Here is a 24,955-nt window from a genome sequence, read left to right on the forward strand (position 1 = left end):
ATCGGTTCTTCGGTCGAACGGGTCTGCTGACGCTCTCGACGGTGGTCGCGGGCGATGCCGGCGCGGCGGTCTGGCACCGAAAAGGGAGTTACTCGCGTCGGTGGGAATTCACCGGTCCGTCGAGTTCGCGGTCGAACTCGTCGAAGGCGTCGAGGTCGTCGGGGAGCTCGTAAGGAATCTCGCGCTCGTCGGCGCGGCGCTCGCCGCCGGCGTCGAGCGGTTCGGCCGCGTCCTCGAAGCCGGGCTTTACTTTCACGCTCTTGGCGGGCGAGCCGACAGCGATGTGGTGGGCGGGCACGTCGCCCTGCACGACCGACCGGGCCCCGACGATGGCGTTCTCGCCGACCGAAACGCCGGCGTTCACCATCGCGTCGTAGGTGATGCGCGCGTCGTCGCCGACGGTCGTGTGGTAGTTTCTGACCTCGGTCTGGTCGACGGTGTCGTGGGAGTGGCTGTAGATGTGGGCGCTGTCGGAGATGGAGACGCGGTCGCCGATGGTGAGTTTCCCGCGGTCGTCGAGGTGCACGTCGTCGTGGATGACCGTGTTGTCGCCGACGGAGATGTTGTGGCCGTACGAGAAGGTGACGCCCTTGAAGATGCGGAGGTTGTCCCCGGCCTCCTCGAAGAGGTGGTTGGCGAGCATCTGTCGGAACCGGAGGGCGAACGCGACGTTGTCGGCCATCGGCGTCGCGTCGAACTGCCGCCAGAGCCACTGGAGATGCTTCGAGCGCTTGAACTTCTCGTCGTCCTTCTCGGCGTAGTACTCGGCTTCGAGCGTCGCGTTGCAGGGGTCGTACCCCTGCAGTCGGACCCGCGTCGCGGGCGAGACGGGCTTGCCGTTCTGCCAGCGCTCCCACGCCTCGCGGTCGCCGAACAGGTCGATGAGGGTGTCCCGAACGACCGTGCAGGTGTCTTCGTCCGAGGCCAGACGAGCGTCGACCTCGTCGATAAACGCCTGTAAGCCGTCTTCGGCGTCTTCCGGAAGCGAAACGCGGACCTTTGTCATTGCACCGTCGTAAGCCGTCGAGATTCAAAGGGATTCGGTTGTGCGAACCGCGCGTCAGGCCTCCTCCGGGCAATATTAGCTGGTTTCGGGGGTCGGGCGCGTGTCTGATGGAACAAGTTCGACCCGTCGCTAGCGCCGAACGGAACCCGAAACGGACCGAGTGGGGTGTCTCTCCGATGGGTGATACGAATGGTGAAACCTATCACAGTCGCCCGAGTTTACACGATAATGAGTGAAAAATTCAGAGAAGGGATTCCGGCGTGGACGCGGGAACACGCCGCTGGCCTCCGCCGCGACGACTCGAACGTCGCGCCGGTCATCTATCCCCCGGACGAGCGACTTGACGACGACCTGCACATCTGGGACACGTGGTTCCTCCGGAACCGCGACGGCTCCGTCGCCGAAATCGACGGCTATCGCGTCATCTTCTCGCTGACGTCGTCGTCGGACCTCCTCCCCGGCAAGCGCCACGACGTGGCGACGATTCGCTACTTCTACTCCCGAGACGGCGAGGAGTGGACCACCGGCGGCGTCGTCTTCGACGGCGGCGCGCTCGGCCAGCGTCAGTGGGCCGGGTCGGCGATGTACGACCCGGACGGCGACGGCGACGACGTCTATCTCTACTACACCGCGGCCGGAGAGGACGGCGCCGAGGAGCTGACCTACACCCAGCGCATCGCAGTCGCCACCGGGGGGACCGTCCGCACCGACGACGCCGGATTCAGCATCGAGGGGTCGTGGAACCACCGAATCATCCTCACGCCGGACGGCGACTGGTACGAGCGCGAGGACCAGTCGCGCGGGATGATATACACCTTCCGCGACCCGTGGTTCTTCGAGGACCCCGCGTCGGGCGAGACGTACCTCCTCTTCGAGGCGAACACGCCCGTCCCCGAGGGGACCGGCGAGTGCGACGACCCCGTCTGGGAGGAGTTCAACGGGAGCGTCGGCATCGCCCACTCGCCGACCGGCGACCCGACCGACTTCGAACTCCGGCCGCCGCTTCTCGACGCCGTCTGCGTCAATCAGGAACTGGAGCGCCCGCACCTCGTCGTCCGCGACGGGACGTACCACCTGTTCGTCTCCAGCCACGTCCACACGTTCGCGCCCGGCCTGACGGGCTACGATGCCCTCTACGGGTTCGTCGCCGACGACCTCGCGGGCGACTACGAACCCCTGAACGGCCACGGGATGGTTCTCACGAACCCGAAAGGCGCGCCCTTCCAGGCGTACTCGTGGCTCGTCTACGACCACGGCGACGACCTCCTCGTCTCGTCGTTCTTCAACTACTTCGACTACGACCGACCGAGCCTCGACGACGTGGGACTCCTCCCGCCCGAAGAACAGCAGCGCCGCTTCGGCGGCACGCTCGCGCCGACCGTCCGGGTCGCTCTCGACGGCGACGAGACCGACCTCGTCGACACCCTCGGCCACGGACACCTGCCGCTGCCGCGCGAGGAACTGCCGACGCCGTGGTGGGAGCGAGACGGGGACGCCACCCGCGGCGGCGACTACTGAACGAACGCGGCGGTCACGCTCGTTTTCGCGCCTCGAACGTCGCGTCGAGTTCCCACGCGTCGAGCGAGCGGACGTCGACCCGGCCGTCGCCCTCGCCGCGTCGGACCGCGACCGAGACGCCGTCGGCGTCCGCGCGCGTCGGGTAGACCCGGGTCGTCAGACAGCGCTGCTCGTCGGCGAACACCTCGACGACCGAACAGTCGACGAACACGCGGAGCGACACCGACTCGCCCTCGACGGGCATCGAGCGGGGCTCTCGGTCCGCGTCGTGGGCTCGGGTGCTCCGCTCGCGGTCGACCGTGACGCGGTCGCCGTCGTACCGGAGGACGGTCCGCTCGCCAAGCGCCGGCGACTCGAACAGCCCGAGTTCGAACGCCCCGTCGCCGTCGACCGCGACGTCGACGGCGAGTTCGTAGGCGTTGCCCGAGAGGTCGAGCGACGCGTGCTCGTCGGCGTCGAGCGCGCTCGCGTCGAGTTCGACGTGACGGCCGCGGAGGGTGGCGAGTTCTCCGGCGGGTCGCTGTCGGAACTCGCCGGCGGCGGTCACCGAAAGCTCGCGCGGGAGCGAGAGCATCCCGGACCAGCCGGCGCGCCACTGCGCGTCGACGCCGCGGGTCTCTTTGACCCACCCCCACGCGAGCGTCCGGCCGTCGTCGACGACGGTGGACTGCGGGGCGTAGAAGTCGCCGTAGTCGAGCAGGCCCTCGCGTTCGACCGCGAACTCCGGGGCGTCGAGGTCGGCGGTGCCGACGAAGTAGCGCACGTCCTCGTAGTTCGAGACGTGCAGCAGTTGGTGGTCGCCGAAGTCGAGGAGCTCCGGGCACTCCCAGACGGTTCCGTGACCCTCGCTACCGGAGAGAATCGGACCGACGTACTCCCACTCGCGCAAGTCGGGCGAGCGATAGAGGAGCGCGACGCCGCCGACCGCCGCGATTGCGGAGCCGATGAGCTGGTACCAGTCGTCGCCGACCTTCCAGACGGCGTGGTCGCGGAACTCCGCGGCCCAGTCGTCGGTCTCGAGGATGTCGAGGTCGTCCGGGGGCGTCTCGATGACTGGGTTGTCGGGCGCTTTGTCCCACGACCGGAGCAGCGGGTCGCTCGTCGTCGCCAGACAGGGAAGCTGGTGGTGGTCGCGACCGCCCGTGTAGATAATCGTCGGCACGCCCTCGTCGTCGACGACGGCGCACCCGGACCAACAGCCGTCGCGGTCCGGACCGTCCGGGTCCGGGGCGAGCGCGACCGGTCGGTCCGTCCAGTGCAGGAGGTCCTCGCTGGTCGCGTGGCCCCAGTGAATCGACCCGTGGAACGGCCCGCCGGGGTTGTACTGGTAGAACAGGTGGTAGGTCCCGTCGTGCTGGATGACGCCGTTCGGGTCGTTCAGCCAGTTTGCGGGGCCGGCGAGGTGGTACCGGGGTCGGAGATGGTCGTCGCCGAGTCGCTCGCGCATCGCGGCGAACCCCTCGGCGTCCGCGGGGCGGTCGGTGAACGCCGGTCTGCGGTGGACGGGGCCGCCGAGGACCGCGAGCGCGTTGCGGAGGAGGTGCTCGTTCGCGCCCATCGTCTCGAAGTCGTTGCCGTGGTGGGTGAGAAAGGCGACCTCGGCACCGATGCCGTAGACCGCGCCCGCGCCGCGGTCCCACGCGACGACGGACTTGAGCGCGACGAGGAAGTCGTCGCCGTGGAGCGTGCTGGCGAGGACCTGCCCGTTCTCGGGGAGGACGTGTTCGTACCGGGCGAAGGGGCGCGGCGCTTCGGGTGGTTGGAGGTGGACGCCCAGCGTGTCGAACCCGTCGAACAGCGGGTGGTCCGCGTGGATGGACTTCGTCAGCAGTCCGGTCGGGTGCGGCGAGTTCTCGGTCCCGACCGCGTCGGGCGCGACGGGGTCGATTCCCAGCGCGTCGACCGCCGAGAGGGCGTTGAGCGTCAGGAGGAGTCCGCCGCCGTCGGCGAGGTACGCGTCCAGTGCAGGCACACACTCGGCCGCGAGGGAGCGCACGTCGGCGTCGACGTGGCGGTCGGAGTGCCACCACAGCACGTCGAACTCGGAAAGGTCGGTCTCCCCGGCTGCGACGGCGTCGAGAGAGATTGTTTCGACGCTCGCTATCGACTCGGCCCACTCGAACGCCACTCGCTGTTCCTCCGTACGCTCGGTCGCGAAGAGAAATCCGACTCGAACCGGAATCACGTCCATTGCTGGCGTGGTTCGACATCACCGTGCATGAATCTGCGGATTCACTCGGTAGCGAGCAAATACACACAGCATCCAGAGAGCGACCGCGGGCCGCGAGCGCCGCTCACGCCGGGGATTCCCACGAGACGAAAACAAAACACACCCAATAAGTCGCCCCAATTCGTAGGGCCGGCCATGCACTACCGCGAACTCGGCACCTCCGGAATCGAAGTCAGCGAGGTCGGCTTCGGTGCGTGGGTCGTCGGGACCGACTGGTGGGGCGACCGCTCGGACGAAGACTCCATCGAGATGCTCCACCACGCCATCGACCGGGGCATCGACTTCTTCGACACGGGTGACGTGTACGGCCACGGCCACTCCGAGGAGGTCGTCGGCGAGGCCCTCGCCGACTACCGCGACGAGGTCACCGTCGCCACCAAAATCGGCTACGACTTCTACAACAACCCGCAGGCCGGCCACGGCGAACTCCCCAAGGAGATAACCGGCGAGTGGGTCCGCGAGGCAACCGAAAAGAGCCTCGAACGCCTCGACATGGAGTACGTGGACCTCCTGCAACTCCACAACGCGAACGTCGACGAGGTCACGCCCGACGTGCTCGAAGCCCTCGACGAACTGAAAGAGGAGGGCCTCATCAAGGCCACCGGCTGGGCGCTCGGCCCCTCCATCGGCTGGCTGGCCGAAGGCGACATGGCCATCGAAGAGGAGTTCGACGCGCTCCAAATCGTCTGGAACGCCTTCGAACAGGACGTGGGCAACCACTTCCTCGACACCATCCGCGAGACCGGTTCCTCGACGAGCCTCATCGCCCGCGTGCCGCACTCCTCGGGCCTCCTGAACGAGCAGGTCCGCCCCGAGACCGAACTCGGCTCCGGCGACCACCGCGGCTTCCGCCCCGACGAGTGGTACGAGACGGGCTGGGAGAAGCTCGAACAACTCCGCTTCCTCGAACGCGACGGCGAGCGCACCATGGCACAGGCGTCCATCGCCTACCTCCTCGGCTACGACGAGACCGCGGCCGTCACGCCGACGTTCCGCACGAAAGACGACATCGACGAGTGGGCGAAGGCCTCCGACGTGCCGAAGCTCACCGACGAGGAGCTAACCCGCGTCGAGGACCTGTACGCGGACAACTTCGGCATCGACCGCTTCGATGGCATGGACGCGCTCCGCTCGTCGGTCGACGGCGACGACATCCGCGCGGCCGGCCTCGACAAGCGCGTCGCGAAGGGCGCGCGCAACGAAGCCTGATGGGTCGCCTGAAGACCCTCCTCGGCGTCACCGCGGTTGCCCACGTCGCGCTCGCGTGGCTGGTCAGCCTCGACGCCAAGAAGCGCGGCGACGACGCCGGTCGCTGGATAGCGCTGACGCTCCTCACCGGCGTCGTCGGCGCCGTGGACTACGTCCGAAACGGGCGCTGACGGCGCGTCCGCGGTCGACCCCGGCTGTTTTCCGTTCTGTCCGTTCGGTCACCGACGCTCACGAGGGCTCCCCTTCGATATATATCGCACTTAGCAGCCTACTACACCGCCGCCGCCGAACTCAACGACGACATGTCGAACGCCACCGGCGGCTCCAGCTCCAGCGGGTCGACGACGCGCTCATCAACGTCGACAACCTCGCCGTGATGGACGACGGTCGCGTGCTCTGTTGCGAGGACGCCGACCAGTTCGGCCGCTCGTACAAGAACGACTGCCTGTACGTCTACACGCCGGAGGACGACGACCGCGGCCACGGGAACGACCCCGACGGCGACGACGCCGATAACCCGGGACGAAGCGACGACGCTCCGGGTCGCGGGAACGGCGACGGAAACTAACCCGACCCGCTCACGCAGTTTTTTGTATTTCGAGAGACACGTTCGACCAATGGTCCTCGAACGATTCGGTTCGGCGCTCTCCCGTGAGGCCCGCGCCGTCGCCCGAAGCCCACCGCTCTTAGGCGTGGTTACCGGGGTGTGGATGATGCTCATCGCGCTGATGATGGGCCTCGAAGTGCATCTCGCAGTCGTCTGGTTCCTCGCCGTCGCTCCGTCGACGGCGGTGGTGGCCTACGGCGGGCGGCGCGTCCTGCGTCGCTTCCGCGGTGACCGCGGCGAGTCCGACGGCGAAGACGAGTGGGCGCGGAGGGCGGACCGAGGGACCTACGACCCCGTGGACGACGAGTCGGCCATCGAGCGGCTGCGAGAGCGCTACGCGGCCGGCGACCTCTCCGACGAGGAGTTCGAACGCCGCCTCGACAAGCTAGTCGAAACCGAGAGCTACGTCGCCGGGTCGCAATCGCGGTCGCAGTCGCCCTCCGGAAACGCGAGAGAGCGAGCCTTCGAGCAGAACTGACGGAACGGGAGTCGGCCGGACGCAGGGACGGCCGCGGCGACCGGTGACCGAGTCGGAGTCGGAGTCGGAGCGCGCCTCGCGGGCGACCCGCGTGCCGGGACCAAAAGAGACACAACGCTCGACCGAGTCCGGGACGACCATGCGTAGTTCACTCGTCGACCTGCTTCCGGACCTCCTCGAACTTCTCGTCTTCAGTCTCGGGAGTGCGGGGCTTTCGCTCGCCGGCGCGTACATCGAGCGCTTCGCGCTCATCACCTTCGAACAGGGCAACGTCGAAATCGCCGCGTGGGCGGTCGTGATGGGCGCGGTGGCGCTGTACTTCGCGTACAACGTCGGAACCGACAAGGTCCGCCCGAAGCTCCGGGACGTTCGCGCCGCGCTCGCGTAGAAAAAGCTGCAGTCTGATTTTGGGCGTTCGACCGCGTTAGGCGAGGAAGACGTGTCGCGGCCGGTCCGCGAGCACGTACACGCCACCTTTTCCTGCGCTCGCTCCGCTCACTGGCAAAACCTGGACAAAAAGGTTCGTCACCCCCGATGGGGATTCCTCACCCCGCTCCCGATGGTCGCGGAGCTACGCTAAGAACACGTGTCGCGGCCGGTCCGCGAGCACGTCGCGACCCCACTGGACCGTGTCGCGGAACGCGTCGGAGCGGAAGAACTCCATGGCGTCGTCCTGCGAGCGCCACTGGCTGGCGATGAACATGTCGTCTTCGTCTTCGACGTTGACCATCAGGTCCGTGTCGAAGTGGCCGTCCATCTCTTCGAGGAGGCCGCCGACGGTGCCGAACTTCTCGACGAAGTCGCCGCGGTGTTCGGACTTGACGGTGTAGAACATCCCCATCGTGCCGAAGCCGGACTCCTCGCCGGCGCGCTCGACGATGCCGGGGAGTTCCGAGAGGAATCCCGCGGCGGTCTCGGCCGCCGACGCCGTCTCCCAGATGGAGACGACGGCGACCCGACCGCGCTCGTTTGCCTCGTAGACGGCCGTCTTGACGTGCGTCGGGTAGTGGTCGAAGTTGCCGCGGAGGCCCTCGACCTCGTCGAACAGCTCGTCGGCGTCGGCCTCGGAGTAGAGGACCGTCGCGTACACGTCCTCGCCGTGGGGCTTGCCGGCGTAGATGTTCAGGTCTTCGAGCTGCCCGCGGATGTCCTCGTCGCCGGCTTCGTCGCCGCCGTCGTCACCGTGGTGGTGCCCGCCGTCGTCGCTCTCGCCGCCGTGATGGTGGCCGTCGCCGCCGTGGTGGTGGCCACCCTCGCCGTGCGCGTGCGCGCCGCGGTGGGACTCGTCTTCGAACTCGCTGGTCGGGACGCCGTCGCCCGCGAGGAACGCGCCGAGGTCAGACGGCGGGAAGCGCCGGCCGACGTAGAACTGGCCGAACTCGCCGTACTTCGAGGAGACCTCGTCGAAGCGCATCTCGTAGACGATGTCCTTGATGTCGGTCGGGTCGTCGCCGAAGAGCGTGACGCCCCACTCGTAGTCGTCGAAGCCGACCGAGGAGGCGATGACCTGCTTGATTTTCCCGGCGTACTTCCGGCCGGTGTCGCCGTGGGTGGACATCAGGTCGCGGCGCTCGTCGAACGAGAGGTCGTACCAGTTGTGCTCCTCGCCGCGGCGCTTCGACATCGGGTAGAAGGACATGTAGGTGTCCGCCGGGATGTCGGGCTTGAGCTTGCCCTCGATGTAGCGGAGCAGCCCGGTGTCGATGTCCTCCTCGTTACCCTCGAAGTAGTCGTCCGAGACGTAGCCGGACACCTCGGTGACGGAGACGTAGGAGGTCGGCTGCTCGGTGAAGGCCGCGAGCGCGGTCCGCTCGAACTGCCGCTCGGCGCGGGAGATGTCGTCGAGCGTCGGCCGGAAGTGGACGACCACGAAGTCCGCCTTGTGGCCGAGCACGGAGAAGACGGCGGACGCGCCCGCCTCGGCGTCCTCGACCGCCTCGTGGGCGTCGAGGTACGCGACGCCCTCCTCGATTGCGCGGCGGCGCTCGCGGTCGGGCGCGTCACGCCACGCGTCCCAGTCGACGGTTCGGAAGTCGTGCAGCGCGAACCAGCCCTCGTCGGTCTGTGGGGCCTCTACCATACGGGGGCCTAGGGAGTCATCCGGTATTGAAGTTGCGAGTCGTTTTCGCGGTTCGAGAACCGTCGAAGGGAGGCGAGTCGACCCCGACCGGGGCGGCCGAGGCGCTCAGCCGAGGAGCGTCGGCCCGAATATCATGAGCACGAGCGACGCGAGCATCGTGAGCCCGATCGAGGTCGTGATGGTCCGGACGACGGTGTGGGGGTCGTCGACCGGGAGCCGCGAGACCACGGCCTCGGTCGAGGTCCGGAGGATGCGACCGCCGTCGAGCGGGTAGCCGGGGATGCAGTTGAAAAGCCCCAGCTGGAGGTTTATCCACGCCGTCCAGAACAGGACGTTGGCGACGATGAAGACGCCGCCGCCGAGGAAGCCGAGCGGGCCGCCGACCTGGTAGAAGTTGATGACCTCGCCGGTGAAGCCGGGGAAGTTCGGAATCCCGAGGACGACCGACGCGAGGGGCAACAGGAGCGACACGTAGACGAGCTGGAGGGGCGACCCGGCGAAGGCGCTGCCGAGGCCGCCGCCGTCGCCGCCGTCACCGCCGAGAAGCGAGAGGTACGTCCCCGCGGGGTACTCCTGCGTGCCGAAGTCCGTCAGGAGCAGGCCGCTCGTCCCCTGGAAGATGTTGACGCCGAGGAATCCGTTTCCGTCCTGCGGGTTCTCGCCGAGCGTCACCTGCACCGTCTCGAAGCCGCCGTCGCGGTAGACTTCGACGGCGACGGTCTGGTCGGGCGCTGTCCGGTCGAGCGCCTCCTGAAGTCCCGTGGATGAGGTGATGCGCTCGCCGTTGAACGACGAGACGATGAGGGGTTGCGTCGTCCCCGTGGCGTTGTACAGCGGGCCGTCTTCTGCGACGTTCGTGATGTAGGCACCGACCGGGATGGTGCGCTCGCCGGCGGAGGTGTCGAGGCGGGCGAACCGCGAGTCGCCGACGGCCGACTCGAAGCCGGCGCGCGTCGAGACGGCGGTCCCGTTGACCGCGGTCACGCGAATCGGGTCGGTCCCGGACTCGACGGTGAGGTTCGCGGGGTTGCCTTTGACGGAGCCGGCGACGACGAGTTCGCGCGTGACCGAGACGGTCCGTTCGCCGTCGAGTTCGACCGACACCGTTCCCGCGTCGGTCGCGAGGAGCGCGGCGTCGAGTTCCTGCGTCGTGTTGACCGGCGTGCCCTCGATGGCGGTCACGCGGTCGCCGCCCGAGATGCCCGCCGCGTCCGCAGGTGAACCGGCGTACGCGCCGGAGACGGCGACGCCCGGCGCGACGGTGATAGAGCCGATGACCGGGCCGAAAAGCAGGGCGAACGCGACCAGCGTGACGGCGAAGTTGTTCGTCACGCCGGCCGCGAACATCCGCGACTTGCCGCCGCGGTCGGCGCGGCGCTGGCTCTCCTCGGAGGGTTCGACGAACGCCCCGATGGGGAGTATCGTCAGGAGGACGATGCCCATCGACTCCACGTCGATGCCCTCGACGCGGCTGAGGATGCCGTGGCCGCCCTCGTGGACGACGAGACCGACGAGGAGGCCGAAGAGGATTTCCGGAGCGACCGAAAGCGGGAGGAAGTCGTTGACGCCGGGGATGACGAGGAAGTTCTGCGGCTGGTTCACCTGCGTCGGCGCGGGCGGGTTCTGGAGGATGACGACCGCCTGGTAGACGAGGAGGACGAACGTCCCCGCCATGATGACGAGGGCGATGCCGAGGCCGACGTTGCTCCACGCCCGCCAGAACCGCTTGGGGGCGGCGAGCCTGTCGAGGAGTTCGCGGCCGCGACGGGTGTGGACCGTCGTGAGCGGACCTTGGACGCGGACGTACTCGGGGAGAATCCCGCGAGCACGCAACAGCGCCGCGAGGAGAGAGTAGGCGATGAAACCGGCGAGAACCCAAAGCAGCGTGTTCATCGCCCGAAGGGAAGCGGCGCGGGCCAAAAGGCGTTCGGGTTACGGTACCACCGTTCGGGTCACGGTACCGCTGTTCGACGACCGCGGGCGGGCGTCGGCGGCCGCGAGCGCCGCCGCCAGCCGGCCGTCACGAATGGGATTACTCGTCTTCGTCGCCGTCGTCGCCGGGCGACTCGATTTCGACTTCGACCGCGCCGTCGTCGTCCGCATCGGCCGCTTCGTCGCCGTCGGCCTCGTCAGTTTCGTCGTCGGACGCCGCGTCTTCCGTCTCGTCTTCGGGGTCGTGTTCGACGGTGACCGTGGCGTCTTCGTCGTCGGCCGCGTCGTCGTCGGTCGCCGTCTCGCTCTCGGCGTCGTCGTCGGCGAGCGCGATGTCGGTAAAGGAGTCGCCGGACGACGAGCGAAGCCGGGAGACGGCGTAGGCGACGCCCACGAGGAGCAAGGCGACGAGGAACAGCCGGCCGTACGAGCGGCCGCCCGAGGACTCGTCGTCGACGGCTTCCTGTTCGGAGTCGGCGTCGAACTCCTCCAGTTCGACGTCGAATTCGTCTTGCGATTCCTCCACGGACCGGATGAAGTCGATGAGAGACATGTGAAGTGTGGTGCGGCGAGGCCGCGGTAGGCGTCGTTCGCGGGGGAACGAGCCCGTCCATCCGTACGCGCGTCGGGGACATAAGTCGTCCCCCAGAAGGGTTTTAGCCACCCCGGCGACCATCGAGTACCGTGTTCGACAGTTCCCGCTACGAGGTCCGACAGAAGGTGTCCATCGGCAACAAGTACGTCGTCTACGAGGGCGACGACCCCATCCTCTCGGCGAAGCAAAAGAAGTTCAAGCTGAAAGAGGACTTCCGGCTGGACGACCACGACACCGGCGAGGAGCGCTTCCGCGTCAAGGCCGACAGCGTCCTCGACGTGTCGACCGCCTACGACATCGTCGACAGCCGGACCGGCGAGCGCGTCGGCGCGGTCAAACGCGGCGCGTTCTCGTTCGCCAAACACACCTACCAACTGCTCGGCCCCGACGGCTCCGTCGTGGGGCGAATCGTCGAGGACAACGTCCCGATGGCGGTCGCCAGACGGCTCCTCACGACGCTCATTCCCTTCTCGTACCGCATCGAGGACGCGGCCGGCGAGCCGGTCGGCGCGGTGGACGAGCGGTTCTCCTTCCGGGACAAGTACACTATCGACGTGGACCGCGAGCGTCTCGACCCGCGACTCGCCGTCGTCGGTGCGGTCGTGATAGACGCCATCGAGGAGAACTGAGACCGACCGAGTCATCGCCCCCGCGCCGCCGGTAACTCAAAGAGCTATTTGACATTTGAGTATCTATTTCTCCCGAATTCGAGTAGTGTCGGATGGCATGTTCGAACGAATCCGACTCCGTTGGTTCGTCGTCGCCGCCGTCGTCTGCGCCGCGCTCGTCGGCGGGGCGACCGCGGCCGCAGCACAGGACGCCCCGTCGGTGAGCCTCGCGACGACCGGCGGGAACGTGACCGTCACGCAGGCCGAAGACGCGACGATTCGGGGGACGAGCGACCTCGAAGCGGGGACGACGGTCTCGGTCCGCGTCCAGTCGGCCGGCGACACGAGCCCGCGGTTCCTCAAGACGAGCGAGGCCGTCGTCGGCGATGACGGGAACTTCTCGGCGACCCTCGACTTCTCGGATATTCCGCCGGGCTCGACGTTCTCCGTCTCGGTCCGCAACGAGTCGAGCGCGCTCGCGGAGGCCGAGGGCGTCGTCGTCGAGGACGCAGCGACGACGACCACCTCGGCATCGACGACCGACACCGGAATCCCCGGCTTCGGCGCGGGTCTCGGCGCGCTCGCGGTCGCGGGGCTCGGCGCGGCGGCGTTGCTCGCGGGTCGTCGGGCGTGAGAATCGAAGTAAACAGCGAACCGCGCCCTGCGGGGCGCGAGGTCAGTCCTCGCGGCGGAGCCGCGTGACGACGAAGTCGCGCTCTAGCTCGCCGAGGAACTCGCCGAGCCGCGGGCCCTGTTCGGCGTCGAAGAACAGGCGGTAGCCGGCGGCGAAGAAGTCGCCCATCTCGATGTCGTGGCGGCGCGCCGTCTCGTAGATTTCGCCCTGAATCGCCTCGCCGTCGTGGCCCTCGGCGACGAAGTCCGCGAGGTCGTCGAGGGCGGCCTCGACCGCGGGTTCGAAGTCGAACTCGGGGAGGTCGACCTGCAGGCGGTAGTTGTACTGGTTGTCCATCTTCTCGGCCCAGCGGCGGGCGCGTTCGACCCGAGCGAGCGCCTCGTCGACCACCTCGTCGGGCGTGTCCTCGTCGAAGAAGCCCTCGTTGCGGGCCATCTTGACGCGCAGGTCCTCGTCGTCGGTCATGCCGAGGACGGCCGCGAACGTGTACGGGAGCCGAACCCGGTCCTCGCGGACCTCGTCGACGACGAACGGGTAGGCGCGCTCGGCGAAGCGAGTCAGACTCTCGTCGTCGACCTCGCCGAAGTAGGCGCGCTCGAAGCGGTCGAAGTCGTCGACGAGCTGGTCGAGCCGCGTGAGGTCGAGGTCGCGGGCCTTCCGCGGGTTGAGCGCGAAGAAGTACCGGAGCACCTCGGGTTCGAGCAGGTCGAGCATCTCCGCGACGGTGACGATGTTGCCGGCGGACGACGACAGCGCCTCGCCGTTGAGCGTGAACCACTCGTACACCATCGGCACCGGCGGCTCGATTCCGAGGACGTTCTCGGCGATGTCCGTGCCGGAGGGCCACGAGCCCTCGGCGTGGTCCTTCCCGAACGGCTCGAAGTCGACGCCGAGGACCTGCCACTGGCCGGGCCACTCGAAGCGCCACGGGAGCTTCCCCTCGCGGAACGTCGCGGTCCCCTCGTGGCCGCAGCCGTCGATGGTGTTGTCGCCGACGGTCATGTCGGTGCAGACGTAGTCGACGGTGCCGGCGTCGAGGTCGATGTCCGTGACCGTCTCGGTGATTTTGCCGCACTCGGCGCAGACGGGGTTGAACGGGACGTAGTCCTCGTCGACCTTCGACTGGTACTCGCTCAGCACCTCGCGCGCGGTGTCGGCGTGTTCGAGGACGTGTTCGACCACGGGGTCGAAGTCGCCGTTTTCGTACAGCTCGGTGTTGGAAATCATCTCCACCGGGACGCCGAGGCGGTCGGCGTCGGCCTTCAGGAGCGCCGCGAAGTGCGCCGCGTACGACTCGGCCTCGCCGAACGGGTCCGGAATCGACGTGTACGGCTTGCCGAGGTTGCGGCCGAGCGCGCCGGCGTCGACCTCGCCGAGACCGACGATGTTGCCGTCGGCGTCCGCGAGCTTCCGCGGGAGCTTTCGGAGCGGGTCCTTGTCGTCGCTGGTGAACACCTGCCGGACCTCGTGGCCGCGCTCGCGGAGCACCTCGGCGACGAAGTAGCCGCGCATAATCTCGTTGAAGTTGCCGAGGTGGGCCACGCCGGACGGCGAGACGCCGCCCTTGATTACGACCGGCTCGTCGGGGTCGCGGGCCTCGATTTCGTCGGCGACCTCGTCGGCCCAGAAGCCGTGGTGATTGGCGGCCGCGTCGCCGTCGCCGTCGGTCGCGTCCGCGGCGGGAGCGTCGCCGCGGGAGGGGTCGTCGGTCGTCATCTCAGGGGGCCCAGTAGGTCGGTTCGTCGCCGCCCTCCGGGATGATGTCGGTGCCCGTGTGCTCGCCGCGGAGGACCGCCGGCGTGATGCGGTCGGGGTCCGTGCCGTCGAGGACGATGGTGCGCATCTTCGCGCGCTCGATGAGCTTCGCGGCGAGGAGGTCGACCGGGGCGGACGAGCCGGCGTTCATCTCGATGTCGCCGATGACGTCGACGAGTTCCGCGGCGGTCATCTCCTCGAACTTCGTCGCGTCGGGGTCGGTGTTCGGGTCGGCGCTGAAGACGCCGTCGACGCTGGTCGCGTAGACGAGCAGGTCGGCGTCGACGTACTCGGCGAGCGCGGCCGCGACGGCGTCGGTGGTCTGGCCGGGCATGACGCCGCCCATCACCGAGATGTCGCCGCGTCGGATGGCGTCGCCGGCGTCCTCGTAGTCGTGGGCGACCTTGGGGTCGACCTGTGAGCCGAGCGCCGCGATGAGCAGGCGGGCGTTGATTCTGGTCACGTCGATGCCGATCTGGTCGAGTTGAACCTCGTTCGCGCCGAGGTCGCGGGCGGCACCGATGTAGTCGCGGGCGACGCCGCCGCCGCCGACGACCGCACCGATTTCGCACCCGTCTCGCGCGAGCGTTTCGACGACGGAGGCGTGACCCTCCACGCGTCGGGCGTCGAGGTCCGGCGCGAGCACGCTTCCGCCGATGGAGATGACGACTCTCATTGCACACGGATATCCGTGAGCGCATCTTAAGGGTTATCAAGTGCGAGACGCCCGTGTCGGGGGGTTTAAACCACTCTCGCGGCGACTACCGGTATGCGACTCGTCACCGTGGAGACGGTCACGCTCATCGTCGTCGGCTGGGTGCTCGCCCTCGGGGCGATTCTCGCCCGCCACCGACGCGGCGAGTTCGACCGGCGGACCGTCTTCAACTGGGCGTTGGTGGCCTGTTTTTCGGTCGGCTGGGCGCTCTGGCAGTTCGACACGCTGCCCGCGACGGCAGACACGCCCGTCGGCGCGGCGGCCCCGTGGCTGGCGACGCTCCTCAGTCTGGCCGGCGTGGCCCTCGCCGTCCACCTCTATCGGTCCCGCCCGCGCCCCGAGGCGGACGAGGCGGAGCCGCCGGCCGAGTCTGACGAGACCGGCACGGAGCAATCTTAAACCGCCGCGGGCCGTCCTTCGGGTATGCACGTCCTCGGAATCGTCGGCGCGGGCGCGACGACGCTCTGCGACCGACTCGCCGCGCAGTTGGACGGCCGCGTCGCCACCGTCGAATCGCTCCCCGAGAGCGCGACCGAACCGAAGTCGACAGACGGTGCCGCCGCCGCGTACGGGCTCTCGCCGGACGGCAACTGGGTCGGAACCGGCGACGACCGCGACCTCGACGGCCTCCTCGACGACCTCTCGGCGGAGTACGACTACGCGCTCCTCTCGGGATTCCCCGACGCGCGCGTCCCGACCGTCGCGCTCGCGGGTGCCGACGCGGCGAACGTCGTCGCGGAGGTCGAAACGGCCGACGCGGCGGACGTGGGGTCTCTCGCCGCCGAAGTCGACTCGCACGAACCGCACGTCACGCTCGAAACGCTGGTCGAGCGCGCGAAGGCGGACCCGCTCGAAGTGTACGCCGGAGCGATTGCGACGTTCACCGGACGGGTGCGCGCGAAGGAGTCCGAGGACGACGACCCGACGCTCAGCCTCGAATTCGAGAAGTACGACGGCGTCGCGGAGTCGAAGATGGCCGCGATTTCGGAGGAACTGGAGGCGCGCGACGGCGTCCTCCGCGTCCTCATGCACCACCGGGTGGGCGTCGTCGGCGACGGCGAGGACATCGTGTTCGTCGTCGTCCTCGCTGGCCACCGGCGAGAGGCGTTCAGAACGGTCGAAGACGGTATCGACCGCCTGAAAGACGAGGTGCCGATATTCAAGAAGGAGACGACCTCCGACGAGGAGTTCTGGGTCCACGACCGCTGAGGCGGGGCGGATTATTCAGAATACGCGGATAGTCGCGAAGGCGCGAAAATCGGCCGATATTGCGGATGTTGTTGCCGCAAAATGCGGCGTCTGACGGCGCAAAACGGGGCGTATTTGCCCCCATATATTCAAAAGATGATTTGCAGAAAGGATTCCTCAAAACCGATTCTAAAAAATCTAAGCCGATTTCGAAGATTCCTAAAATGTACCATTTGAGTCGATTCAGGCTGAAAGCGGCCGAACTAATTCTAACGGACCTTCCTTTATAACAGGTGATGGGCCATTAGGTGGAAGTGAGGTGTACCAGATGAGCGCAACAGTATCCCCCTCCACCGACAGTGGCTCCAAGGAAGACCGCCTCAAGCAGTACCTGCTCGACCGTGCGAAGGACGGCGAGATGTACTTCAAGAGCAAATTCATCGCCGACGACGTCGGCCTGTCTCCCAAGGAAATCGGCGCACTGATGGTCAAGCTCCGCGACTCCGCGACGGACCTGACCATCGAGAAGTGGTCGTACACGAGCGCGACCACGTGGCGCGTCGAGACCGCCTGAAACCCGCATTGCCCGCCCCGGTCCCGACCGACGCCAGCGCAACACCGCGCACCGCCCGGACGGTCCCCGGACGAACTGAACGCGGCCCTGAAACGACCCACAGCCCCACAGCCCACACCGAGCGCGCTCGGAACCCAAGCCGAGACGTGACTCAACTGCCCGACTGCCCGACTACCCGACTACCCGACTGCCCCGCCCGGTTCGTGACGCCGACGAACCGATGTCCCTCCCACGGCGCAGCGTAACCGAACCCCCGCGTAAGCCCGCTGGAACGGCCTCCACCACACTCCCCCGGTGACGGCCCGCCCGCTCCGCGGCGACGACCGCACGTTTTCGCCGACGCTCCGGATTCTCAAGTTGGTCGTAGACGCCCGGAGCGAGAGCCGTCTCGATCGCTGCCGTCGGCTCAGAGACGGGACCGTCACGGGGTTTATCAACGTCCCGCGCCTACCTGCCGTCGATGGAGCAGCCCGAATCGGCGGACGGACCGCCGGTGGAAGCACTTCGCGCCGTCTTCGACGTTCACGAAGTGCGGTCAGACGGTCGCCGACGAATCTACTACGGCGAGTCGCTCGTCCCCGAGCAGATGCTCGTCCGCGAAATCTGGCCGTCGTTCCGGGGGGCCGGCTACGACGTGCAGGCGCAGGTCGGCGACCTCGGACAGACTGACGTGGTCATCGTCGAACCGGCCTCGCAGGGCGTCGAGGGCATCCCGTGGAAGAACATCACGCTGTTCGCGCTGACGGTCCTCTCGACGCTTTTCGTCGGCGCGTACGCGTGGTACTACATCCCCCTGTCCGACATCGTCGCGAACCCGCTCGTGTTGCTTCGGGCGTGGCCGTTCACCGCCGCCGTGCTCGGCGTCCTCTCGGTCCACGAACTCGGCCACTACGCGGTCGGCCGGTACCACGGCGTCAACGTCTCGCTGCCCTACCTCATCCCGTTTATCTTCCCGTTCGGCACGCTCGGTGCCATCATCCGCATGCGCGGCCAGATGCCCGACCGGAAAACGCTGTTCGACATCGGCGTCGCCGGCCCGCTCGCCGGGCTCGCGGCGACCGTCGTCGTCACCGTCATCGGCCTCTCGCTCGAACCGATGACCGTCCCGAGCCGGGTCCTCGCGGGGTCGGGCGACGTCATCGTGTTCAACAATCCGCCGCTCCTCGACGCCATCGCGACCGTGCTCGGTCGGCCGACGGAGTACGCCGACCCCCGGACCGTCGTCCACCCGGTCGTCATCGGCGGCTGGGTCGGGATGTTCTTCACCGTCCTCAACCTGCTCCCCGTCGGCCAACTCGACGGGGGCCACATGGTCCGGGCGATGCTCGGCGAGCGCCAGGAGTCGCTCGCGGCGGCCGTGCCGCTCGTCCTGTTCGGCATCGCCGGCTACCTCCACTACGTTCGCGGCCTCGGTCTCAACCAGTCCGTCGGCCTGTGGTTCTTCTGGGGACTGATGTCGACGTTCATCGCCTACAACGGCCCGGCGAAACCGATAGACGAGACGCCGCTCGGACCGGCACGGATGGCCGTCGGCCTGTTCACGTTCGCCCTCGGTGCGGCGTGTTTCCTTCTCGTGCCGGTGCAGGTCATTCCGGGCTGAGGCGCGACGGCGGAGAAAACGGCGACGCTATCCGTCGCCGTGGGTGTAACCGCGGTCCGGTACGGGCTCGCCGTCGGCGACGACGGCGGCCTCGGCGGATTCCTCGACGACGCTCCCGACGACCGTGAGCGGCACGTCAGTCGCGGCTCGGGCGTCCGCGAGCGCCGACTCGGGGAGCGTGAACACGAGTTCGAAGTCCTCGCCGAAGAACGCCGCGAGGTCGCGTCTGTCGTCGGAATCGGTCGCCACCTCGGCGACGCCGTCGTGGACCGGGAGCGCGTCGAAGTCGAGTTCGAAGCCGCAGTCGCTGGCCTCCGCGAGCTGGTGGACCGAGCGGGCGAGGCCGTCGCTCGAGTCCATCATCGCCGTGGCCGACCCGCGGAGGGCGATGCCGGCGGCGACGCGGGGCGTGAACCGAAAGAGGTCGTTGGCGCGGTCGGTCTCGCCCGCCTCGAACAGGCGGACTGCGGCGGCAGACCTGCCGAGTTCGCCCGTGACGCAGAGCAGGTCGCCCGGCTCCGCGCCCGAGCGGCGGACCGGGTCGTCGGTGCGGCCGATGGCCGTCGTCGCCGTCGTGAACTCCCGGTGGGTGTCGAGGTCGCCGCCGACGTACGCCGCGCCGACCGCCTCGCACACGTCCCGCGCGCCCCGGACGAAGTCGCCGAGCTCCGTCTCGTCGAGTTCGACGGCGGCGTAGGCGGCGACGGCGCAGGTGGCGCTCGCGCCCATCGCGGCCACGTCAGAGAGGGACGCGCCGACGGCGCGCCAGCCGGCGGTGTAGCGGGTCGTCCCCGCGGGGAAGTCCGTCGTCTCGTGGAGCATGTCGGTCGTGACGACGAGGTCGTCGACGACGGCGGCGTCGTCGCCGGCGTCCGGCAGGTCCGCGGCGAGCAGTCTGAGGGCGGCGCGCTCGTCCATATGCGGACGTGTCGGGCGGAGCGGAAATGTCCATCTATCCGAAAGTGAGCGGCGGTGTCGCCGACCGGGGGAGCACGACCGAATCCGCGACGGCGGCGACGCGAGACCTGTTTCTCGGCCGTCGAATCCGGTGACTTAATGCCCGTCGTAGACGCATCCCCAGCAAATGGCCCGCGAGAACCTCCGCGCGACGGTGCTCGGTTTCGCAGCGGCGGTCGTCGTCTTCGCCGTCCTGTTCTACTTCGCGGGTGTGGACGAACTCGTCGACAGGGTGACGATGGCCGAGCCGACCTATCTGGTCGCCATCCTCGCCATCACGCTCGTCTGGCTCGTCGCGTGGGGCGCGTCGCTGAAGACCGTCCTCGGCGTGCTCGGCGTGAACGTCTCGACCGTCCGCTCGTTTCTCATCTTCACGGGCGCGACGTTCTCGAACAACATCACCCCGTTCGGACAGGCGGGCGGCGAGCCCGTGACGGCGCTCCTCATCTCCCGGAGCGCCGACACCGAGTACGAGACCGGACTGGCCGCCATCGCCAGCGTCGACACCATCAACTTCGTCCCCTCGATCACCATCGCGCTCATCGGCGCGGGCTACTACGCCACCGAAGTGACGCTCGGCCGCAACCTCGAAATCGCGCTCGTCGCCGTCATCGCCCTCGCCGTCGGCGTTCCGGCGGCCGTCTACACCGCGTGGAAGCGCCGCTACGGTCTCGAACGCCGGCTCATCGGTGCCCTGACGCCGTTCATCCGAACCATCGCGCGATACGTCCCGCGGGTGTCGGTGCCCACGAACGACGGCATCGAGCGCCGCATCAACGGCTTCTTCCGCTCTATCGAACGCGTCGGCCGGAACCCGCGGGGGCTGGCGGTCGCCCTCGGCCTGTCGGGGTTCGGCTGGTTCTGCCAGATGGTCGCGCTCTGGGTGGCGTTTCACGCCATCGGCGCGCCCATCGCCTTCTCCATCGCGCTGTTCGTCGTCCCCATCGGGGCGATAGCCGGCGTCACGCCGCTCCCCGGCGGCGCGGGCGGCATCGAGTGGACGCTCGCCATCCTCGTCGCCGCCGCGAGCTCCGCCGTCTCGTTCGACGTGGCGACCGCGGGCGTCGTCGTCTTCCGGGGGTTCGTCTACTGGGTGCCCGTCGTCCTCGGCGGCCTCGTGATGAGCACGGAGAGCGCGCGCGGGTGGCGGTCCTGACGGCGCGGACGCGGGCTGTCGGCCCGGCAGACGCCGGTCGGGGCGCAGGAGCCTCCAACCGCCCGTATCGGGCGAATACGATGCCTTTAAACGCCGCGATTATGAACCAATAGCCATGGTAACCATCTATGACGTCCCGGCGGACGCCCTCATCGAAGAGGTCGCCGGACGACTCGAGGACCGTATCGAGCAACCCGACTGGATGGCCTTCGCGAAGAGCGGCCAGACCCGCGAACTCCCGCCCCAGCAGGACAACTTCTGGTTCGTCCGCGGCGCGAGCCTGCTCCGCAAGGTCGCCATGAACGGCCCCGTCGGTGTCGACCGCCTCTCCACCGAGTACGGCGGCCTCAAGCGCGGCTCCAACCGCTACAGCGTCTCCGGTGCGCACAGCGACGCCGGCAGCAAGAACATCATCCGCACGCTCCTCCAGCAGCTCGAAGAGGAAGGCCTCGTCGAGACCGCCAAGGGCGAGGGTCGCCGCATCACCGCCGAGGGGACGAGCTTCCTCGACAACGCCGCGTCCGACGTGCTCTCCGACCTCGACCGTCCGGAACTCGAACGCTACGCGTAGAGCCGCCGACACACACCGAGAGTTCTTCTTCGACGGCGGATTCCCCGAGAGCCGTCTGTATGCGGGTCCGTAATGGTTTTCAGACATCGGACCGTGCGCTAGGGTATGAGTGGCAGTCCCGACGATGAGCGACTGGAGGAGCTTCGAAAGAAGAAGATGCAGGAACTCCAAGAACAGCGGGGCGGCGGCGGACAGGGCTCCGCCGAGCAACAGCAGGCCGAGGAGGCCGCCCAACAGCGCGCCGAACAGCAGAAACAGGCGCTTCTCAAACAGCACCTGACCGACGAGGCCCGCCAGCGCCTCAACGCGGTGCAGATGTCCAAGCCGGACTTCGCAGAGCAGGTCGAGCGCCAAATTGTCGCCCTCGCCCAGAGCGGACGCATCCAGGGCCGCATCGACGACGACAAGATGAAGGCGCTCCTGAAAGAGCTGCAGCCCGAGTCGAAGAGCTTCAACATCCGACGCCGGTAACACGTGGAACTCGCGCTCCTCTACAGCGGCGGCAAGGACTCCTCGCTCGCCGCGCTGCTTCTCGATACCTTCTACAACGTGACGCTCGTGACCGCCCACTTCGGGGTCACGGAAGACTGGACGCACGCCCGCGACGCGGCGGCCGAACTCGGCTACGCCTTCGAGACGCTGGAACTCGACCGCGAGGTCGCGGCGCAGGCCACCGCCCGCATGGTCGAAGACGGTTACCCCCGCGGCGGCATCCAGCGCGTCCACGAACACGCTCTCGAAGCGGTCTGCGGCCTCGATTTCGACGCCGTCGCCGACGGCACCCGCCGCGACGACCGCGTCCCGTCCATCTCCCGGGCGCAGGCCCAGAGCCTCGAAGACCGCCACGGCGTCGATTATCTCTCGCCGCTTTCGGGCTTCGGCCGCGGTGCGGTCGACCGCCTCGTGGAGTCGCATCTCGACGTGGAAACCGGTCCGTCCGAGGAGATTCCGAAGGCCGACTACGAGGGCGAACTCCGCCGACTCATCGCCGCCGAGCACGGGCAGGCGGCGGTCGACGAGGTGTTCCCGGACCACATCCAGAGCTACGTCCACGGTCGGCGCTGAGGACGCCCCGGCCGGGACTCGCCGGCTCGCTCCGTATCGCGTCGTTTTTCACCCCGCCGCGCGCCGGATGAATCATGGACCCCGGCATCGCCTACTCCGTTCTCGCCGCGTTCGTCTGGGGCGTCTACATCTTCGCCCTGAAGCGGTACTTTCCGGGGTACTCCGGCGCGGTCATCACGGTCGTCGTCAACGCCTTCGCCGTCCTCCTGTACCTCCCGGTCACGGCGGTGACGTACGACCCCGCGGCCGTGCCCTCGCTGGCCGAACTCGGCGCGACCGGCGTGCTGATCGTCGCCGGCACGGCCGTTCTGGTCGGCGTCGCGTTCATCCTGTTCGTCGACGCGCTCGCCGCCGGTGACGTGTCCTACGTCGCGCCCATCAACAAGCTCGTCCCGGTGTTCGTCCTCCCCATCGAAATCCTGTTTCTGAACCAGTTTCTGACCGGATTACAGGTCCTCGGCGTCGCGGTCGCCACCGTCGCCGTCTACGTGGCGAACTACGAGGGCGGGGCGTTCCTCGACCCGCTGCGGCGCGCGGTCCGCTCGCGGCCCGCCCAACTCGCGCTGGCGAGCGCGGCCTGTTACGCCGCCAGCGACGTGGGAAAGCGCGTCGCCCTGCAGGAACTCGGCATCCCGACGAGCGTGTTCGTCCCGGTGCTGTTCACCGGTGCGGCGCTCGCCGTTCTGCCCGTCGCGGCCCGCAACTGGACGAGCGTTCGCGGCGACGTTCCGAAGTTCGTCGCGGCGGGCGCGCTGGTCGCCGTCGGCGAGCACGTCACCTCGACCGCCTTCGGACTGGTGCCGGCGAGCATCGCCTCGCCCATCGTCAACACGCAGGCCATCGTCGCCGTCGTCCTCGGCGGGGTCGTCCTCAAGGAGTCCCAGTTCGGCCTCCGCCTCGCCGCGGCCGTCCTCGCGGTCGCGGGCGTCTCGCTCATCGCCCTCGGCGACCTCTCGGCGCTCGCGGCGCTGGTCGGGTAATCGGTCGCGGCTCGACGAACCGCACCGCGCCGGCGACTCGACAGCGAACCGACGGCGAACCGACGGCGAACCGACGGCGAACCGACGACCGCTCGCCGCCCCGAACAACAGGTTTCAAGCGCGACCTTCGCCAACCAACGCGCATGTACGACCGACTCAAGGGATTTCGTGACTTCTATCCCGGCGAGATGTCGGCCCGGCGCGAGGTCGTCGACACCGTCGAGACCGCCGCCGCCCGCTACGGCTTCCGCGAAATCGGGACGCCCCACCTCGAACGGACCCAGATGTACGTCGACAAGTCCGGCGAGGAAATCGTCGAGGAGCTGTACGCCTTCGAGGACAAGGGCGGCCGCGAGGTCACCCTCACGCCCGAACTGACGCCGACGGTCGCCCGGATGGTCGTCGCCAAACAGCAGGCGCTGTCGAAGCCCATCAAGTGGGTCTCGACCCGACCGTTCTGGCGCTACGAACAGGTCCAACAGGGCCGCTTCCGCGAGTTCTACCAGACCAACGCCGACATCTTCGGCTCCTCGGAGCCGGAGGCCGACGCCGAGATTCTGGCCTTCTGTGCAGACGCGCTGACGGACCTCGGCCTCACCGCCGACGACTTCGAGTTCCGCGTCTCCCACCGCGACATCCTCGGCGGTCTGCTCCGGTCGTTCGACGCCGACGTGGACGTGGCCGACGCGGTCCGCGCCGTCGACAAGTCCGAGAAGGTCGAACGCGAGGAGTACCTCGGCCTGCTTTCGGACGCCGGGCTCTCGTACGACCAGGCCGGCGAGTTCGCCGACCTCATCGAGCGCGGCGACCTCGACGAAATCGCCGAGTTCGGCGGCGACGACGTCGAAGCCGCGGTCGAGAACCTCCGGAACGTCCTCGCCGCCGCCGACGACTTCGGCGCGGGCGAGTTCTGCGAGGTGTCGCTTTCGACCGCCCGCGGGCTGGACTACTACACCGGCGTCGTCTTCGAGTGCTTCGACTCCACGGGCGACGTGTCGCGGGCGACCTTCGGCGGCGGCCGCTACGACGACCTCATCGAGTCGTTCGGCGGCCAGCCCACCCCCGCCGTCGGCGTCGGCATCGGCGGCGCGACGCTCCAACTGCTCTGCCAGCGCGCCGGCGTCTGGCCCGAGGAGGAACTGGCGACCGACTACTACCTCCTCACCGTCGGCGACACCCGCGCGGTCGCCTCCGACATCGCCCGCGACCTCCGCGCCGCGGGCAACGTCGTCGAGGCCGACGTGTCCGACCGGAGCTTCGGCGCGCAGATGTCCTACGCCGACTCCGTCAACGCCGACACGGTCGTCATCGTCGGTGAACGCGACCTCGAAAACGGCGAGGTGACGGTCAAGGACATGGCGAGCGGCGACCAGACCACCGTCCCCGTCGACGACTTCCCCGGCGACCGCGACGCGCCGACCTACGAGGACTACGAGTAGCGAACGCCGGCTCGCACCGGGAAGTCCGGTCCTCGTACCGGCCGACTGCCGCCGGATT

Annotated in this window: 25 protein-coding genes and 1 pseudogene; 18 read left to right on the forward strand and 8 right to left on the reverse strand. The window is 68.3% G+C overall.

The genetic code is table 11. From position 1 onward, the window contains the following. Positions 1-88: 88 nt before the first annotated feature. On the reverse strand, positions 89-1,006 hold the full coding sequence (locus tag C5C07_RS14635; protein WP_004976395.1) for an acyltransferase: 918 nt from the start codon (positions 1,004-1,006) through the stop codon (positions 89-91). A gap of 228 nt (positions 1,007-1,234) precedes the next feature. Between C5C07_RS14635 and C5C07_RS14640 the strand changes: the two genes are divergently transcribed. Further along, positions 1,235-2,524, forward strand: coding sequence for a glycoside hydrolase family 68 protein (locus C5C07_RS14640; RefSeq protein ID WP_004976396.1), 1,290 nt, complete (start codon positions 1,235-1,237; stop codon positions 2,522-2,524). A gap of 13 nt (positions 2,525-2,537) precedes the next feature. Here C5C07_RS14640 and C5C07_RS14645 read toward each other — a convergent pair whose 3' ends face one another. Then, positions 2,538-4,715, reverse strand: a complete 2,178-nt coding sequence (locus tag C5C07_RS14645; RefSeq protein WP_115805368.1) for a GH32 C-terminal domain-containing protein — start codon at positions 4,713-4,715, stop codon at positions 2,538-2,540. Positions 4,716-4,889: 174 nt separating this feature from the next. Between C5C07_RS14645 and C5C07_RS14650 the strand changes: the two genes are divergently transcribed. The 5 genes and pseudogenes from C5C07_RS14650 to C5C07_RS14665 all read left to right on the forward strand — a co-directional run bounded on the left by C5C07_RS14650 (position 4,890) and on the right by C5C07_RS14665 (position 7,436). After that, entirely contained in the window at positions 4,890-5,963 is a 1,074-nt protein-coding gene (locus tag C5C07_RS14650; protein ID WP_004976398.1) for an aldo/keto reductase, read from the forward strand. After that, positions 5,963-6,133 (forward strand): hypothetical protein, encoded by a 171-nt coding sequence (locus C5C07_RS21760; protein ID WP_004976399.1) that lies wholly within the window; start codon positions 5,963-5,965, stop codon positions 6,131-6,133. Before C5C07_RS14650 ends, C5C07_RS21760 begins: the two co-directional genes overlap by 1 nt. 102 nt (positions 6,134-6,235) lie before the next feature. Further along, positions 6,236-6,531, forward strand: a pseudogene (locus C5C07_RS14655) (cell surface protein); the annotation flags it as partial. Between the two features lie 49 nt (positions 6,532-6,580). Next, the gene (locus tag C5C07_RS14660) at positions 6,581-7,048 is read left to right on the forward strand and encodes an SHOCT domain-containing protein (RefSeq protein ID WP_004976401.1); all 468 of its coding nucleotides are present in this window, start codon (positions 6,581-6,583) and stop codon (positions 7,046-7,048) included. A gap of 139 nt (positions 7,049-7,187) precedes the next feature. Next, entirely contained in the window at positions 7,188-7,436 is a 249-nt protein-coding gene (locus C5C07_RS14665) for a hypothetical protein (protein WP_049905183.1), read from the forward strand. Positions 7,437-7,619: 183 nt separating this feature from the next. Here C5C07_RS14665 and C5C07_RS14670 read toward each other — a convergent pair whose 3' ends face one another. From C5C07_RS14670 to C5C07_RS14680, 3 genes are all read right to left on the reverse strand, one after another. Continuing rightward, positions 7,620-9,128, reverse strand: coding sequence for a heme-binding protein (locus C5C07_RS14670; RefSeq protein WP_115805369.1), 1,509 nt, complete (start codon positions 9,126-9,128; stop codon positions 7,620-7,622). Positions 9,129-9,233: 105 nt separating this feature from the next. After that, positions 9,234-11,021 (reverse strand): site-2 protease family protein, encoded by a 1,788-nt coding sequence (locus C5C07_RS14675; RefSeq protein WP_115805370.1) that lies wholly within the window; start codon positions 11,019-11,021, stop codon positions 9,234-9,236. 139 nt (positions 11,022-11,160) lie between these two features. Beyond that, positions 11,161-11,613, reverse strand: a complete 453-nt coding sequence (locus C5C07_RS14680; protein WP_004976405.1) for a hypothetical protein — start codon at positions 11,611-11,613, stop codon at positions 11,161-11,163. 131 nt (positions 11,614-11,744) lie between these two features. Between C5C07_RS14680 and C5C07_RS14685 the strand changes: the two genes are divergently transcribed. Both C5C07_RS14685 and C5C07_RS14690 read left to right on the forward strand, forming a co-directional pair. After that, on the forward strand, positions 11,745-12,284 hold the full coding sequence (locus C5C07_RS14685) for a hypothetical protein (protein WP_004976406.1): 540 nt from the start codon (positions 11,745-11,747) through the stop codon (positions 12,282-12,284). 97 nt (positions 12,285-12,381) lie between these two features. Next, complete coding sequence (locus C5C07_RS14690) at positions 12,382-12,897, forward strand: BGTF surface domain-containing protein (RefSeq protein ID WP_115805371.1); 516 nt, start codon at positions 12,382-12,384, stop codon at positions 12,895-12,897. Between the two features lie 42 nt (positions 12,898-12,939). On the opposite strand, the gene lysS is transcribed toward C5C07_RS14690, so the two are convergent. Both lysS and pyrH read right to left on the reverse strand, forming a co-directional pair. Further along, on the reverse strand, positions 12,940-14,613 hold the full coding sequence (gene lysS / locus C5C07_RS14695; RefSeq protein WP_004976408.1) for a lysine--tRNA ligase: 1,674 nt from the start codon (positions 14,611-14,613) through the stop codon (positions 12,940-12,942). A gap of 1 nt (position 14,614) precedes the next feature. Next, the gene (pyrH, locus tag C5C07_RS14700; protein ID WP_004976409.1) at positions 14,615-15,328 is read right to left on the reverse strand and encodes a UMP kinase; all 714 of its coding nucleotides are present in this window, start codon (positions 15,326-15,328) and stop codon (positions 14,615-14,617) included. A gap of 93 nt (positions 15,329-15,421) precedes the next feature. On the opposite strand from pyrH, the gene C5C07_RS14705 reads away from it, so the two are divergent. The 4 genes from C5C07_RS14705 (at position 15,422) to C5C07_RS14720 (ending at position 18,729) form a co-directional block, all read left to right on the forward strand. Continuing rightward, a complete protein-coding gene (locus C5C07_RS14705; RefSeq protein ID WP_115805372.1) occupies positions 15,422-15,766 on the forward strand; it encodes a hypothetical protein in 345 nt (114 codons plus the stop codon). Positions 15,767-15,790: 24 nt separating this feature from the next. Next, entirely contained in the window at positions 15,791-16,576 is a 786-nt protein-coding gene (locus tag C5C07_RS14710; RefSeq protein WP_115805373.1) for a molybdopterin synthase, read from the forward strand. Between the two features lie 307 nt (positions 16,577-16,883). After that, complete coding sequence (locus C5C07_RS14715; RefSeq protein WP_008096551.1) at positions 16,884-17,129, forward strand: hypothetical protein; 246 nt, start codon at positions 16,884-16,886, stop codon at positions 17,127-17,129. Positions 17,130-17,589: 460 nt separating this feature from the next. Then, entirely contained in the window at positions 17,590-18,729 is a 1,140-nt protein-coding gene (locus tag C5C07_RS14720) for a site-2 protease family protein (protein ID WP_050459239.1), read from the forward strand. 27 nt (positions 18,730-18,756) lie between these two features. Here the strand turns inward: C5C07_RS14720 and thiL are convergent, their stop codons facing one another. After that, positions 18,757-19,647: a thiamine-phosphate kinase gene (gene thiL, locus C5C07_RS14725; RefSeq protein WP_115805374.1), complete on the reverse strand. Its 891-nt coding sequence runs from the start codon at positions 19,645-19,647 to the stop codon at positions 18,757-18,759. Positions 19,648-19,813: 166 nt separating this feature from the next. Between thiL and C5C07_RS14730 the strand changes: the two genes are divergently transcribed. The 6 genes from C5C07_RS14730 (at position 19,814) to hisS (ending at position 24,897) form a co-directional block, all read left to right on the forward strand. Further along, positions 19,814-20,842: a lysylphosphatidylglycerol synthase transmembrane domain-containing protein gene (locus tag C5C07_RS14730; protein ID WP_004976416.1), complete on the forward strand. Its 1,029-nt coding sequence runs from the start codon at positions 19,814-19,816 to the stop codon at positions 20,840-20,842. Positions 20,843-20,957: 115 nt separating this feature from the next. Further along, positions 20,958-21,413: a 30S ribosomal protein S19e gene (locus tag C5C07_RS14735; protein WP_004976418.1), complete on the forward strand. Its 456-nt coding sequence runs from the start codon at positions 20,958-20,960 to the stop codon at positions 21,411-21,413. A 105-nt stretch (positions 21,414-21,518) separates the two neighbouring features. Beyond that, on the forward strand, positions 21,519-21,884 hold the full coding sequence (locus C5C07_RS14740) for a DNA-binding protein (protein WP_004976420.1): 366 nt from the start codon (positions 21,519-21,521) through the stop codon (positions 21,882-21,884). Between the two features lie 3 nt (positions 21,885-21,887). Continuing rightward, positions 21,888-22,478: an alpha hydrolase gene (locus C5C07_RS14745; protein ID WP_115805375.1), complete on the forward strand. Its 591-nt coding sequence runs from the start codon at positions 21,888-21,890 to the stop codon at positions 22,476-22,478. A gap of 74 nt (positions 22,479-22,552) precedes the next feature. After that, a complete protein-coding gene (locus C5C07_RS14750) occupies positions 22,553-23,458 on the forward strand; it encodes an EamA family transporter (RefSeq protein ID WP_004976423.1) in 906 nt (301 codons plus the stop codon). Between the two features lie 143 nt (positions 23,459-23,601). Then, positions 23,602-24,897 (forward strand): histidine--tRNA ligase, encoded by a 1,296-nt coding sequence (gene hisS / locus C5C07_RS14755; RefSeq protein WP_050459236.1) that lies wholly within the window; start codon positions 23,602-23,604, stop codon positions 24,895-24,897. Positions 24,898-24,955: the final 58 nt, after the last annotated feature.

This window comes from Haloferax sp. Atlit-4N (genome assembly GCF_003383025.1).
In the GTDB taxonomy this organism is placed as follows: domain Archaea; phylum Halobacteriota; class Halobacteria; order Halobacteriales; family Haloferacaceae; genus Haloferax; species Haloferax gibbonsii.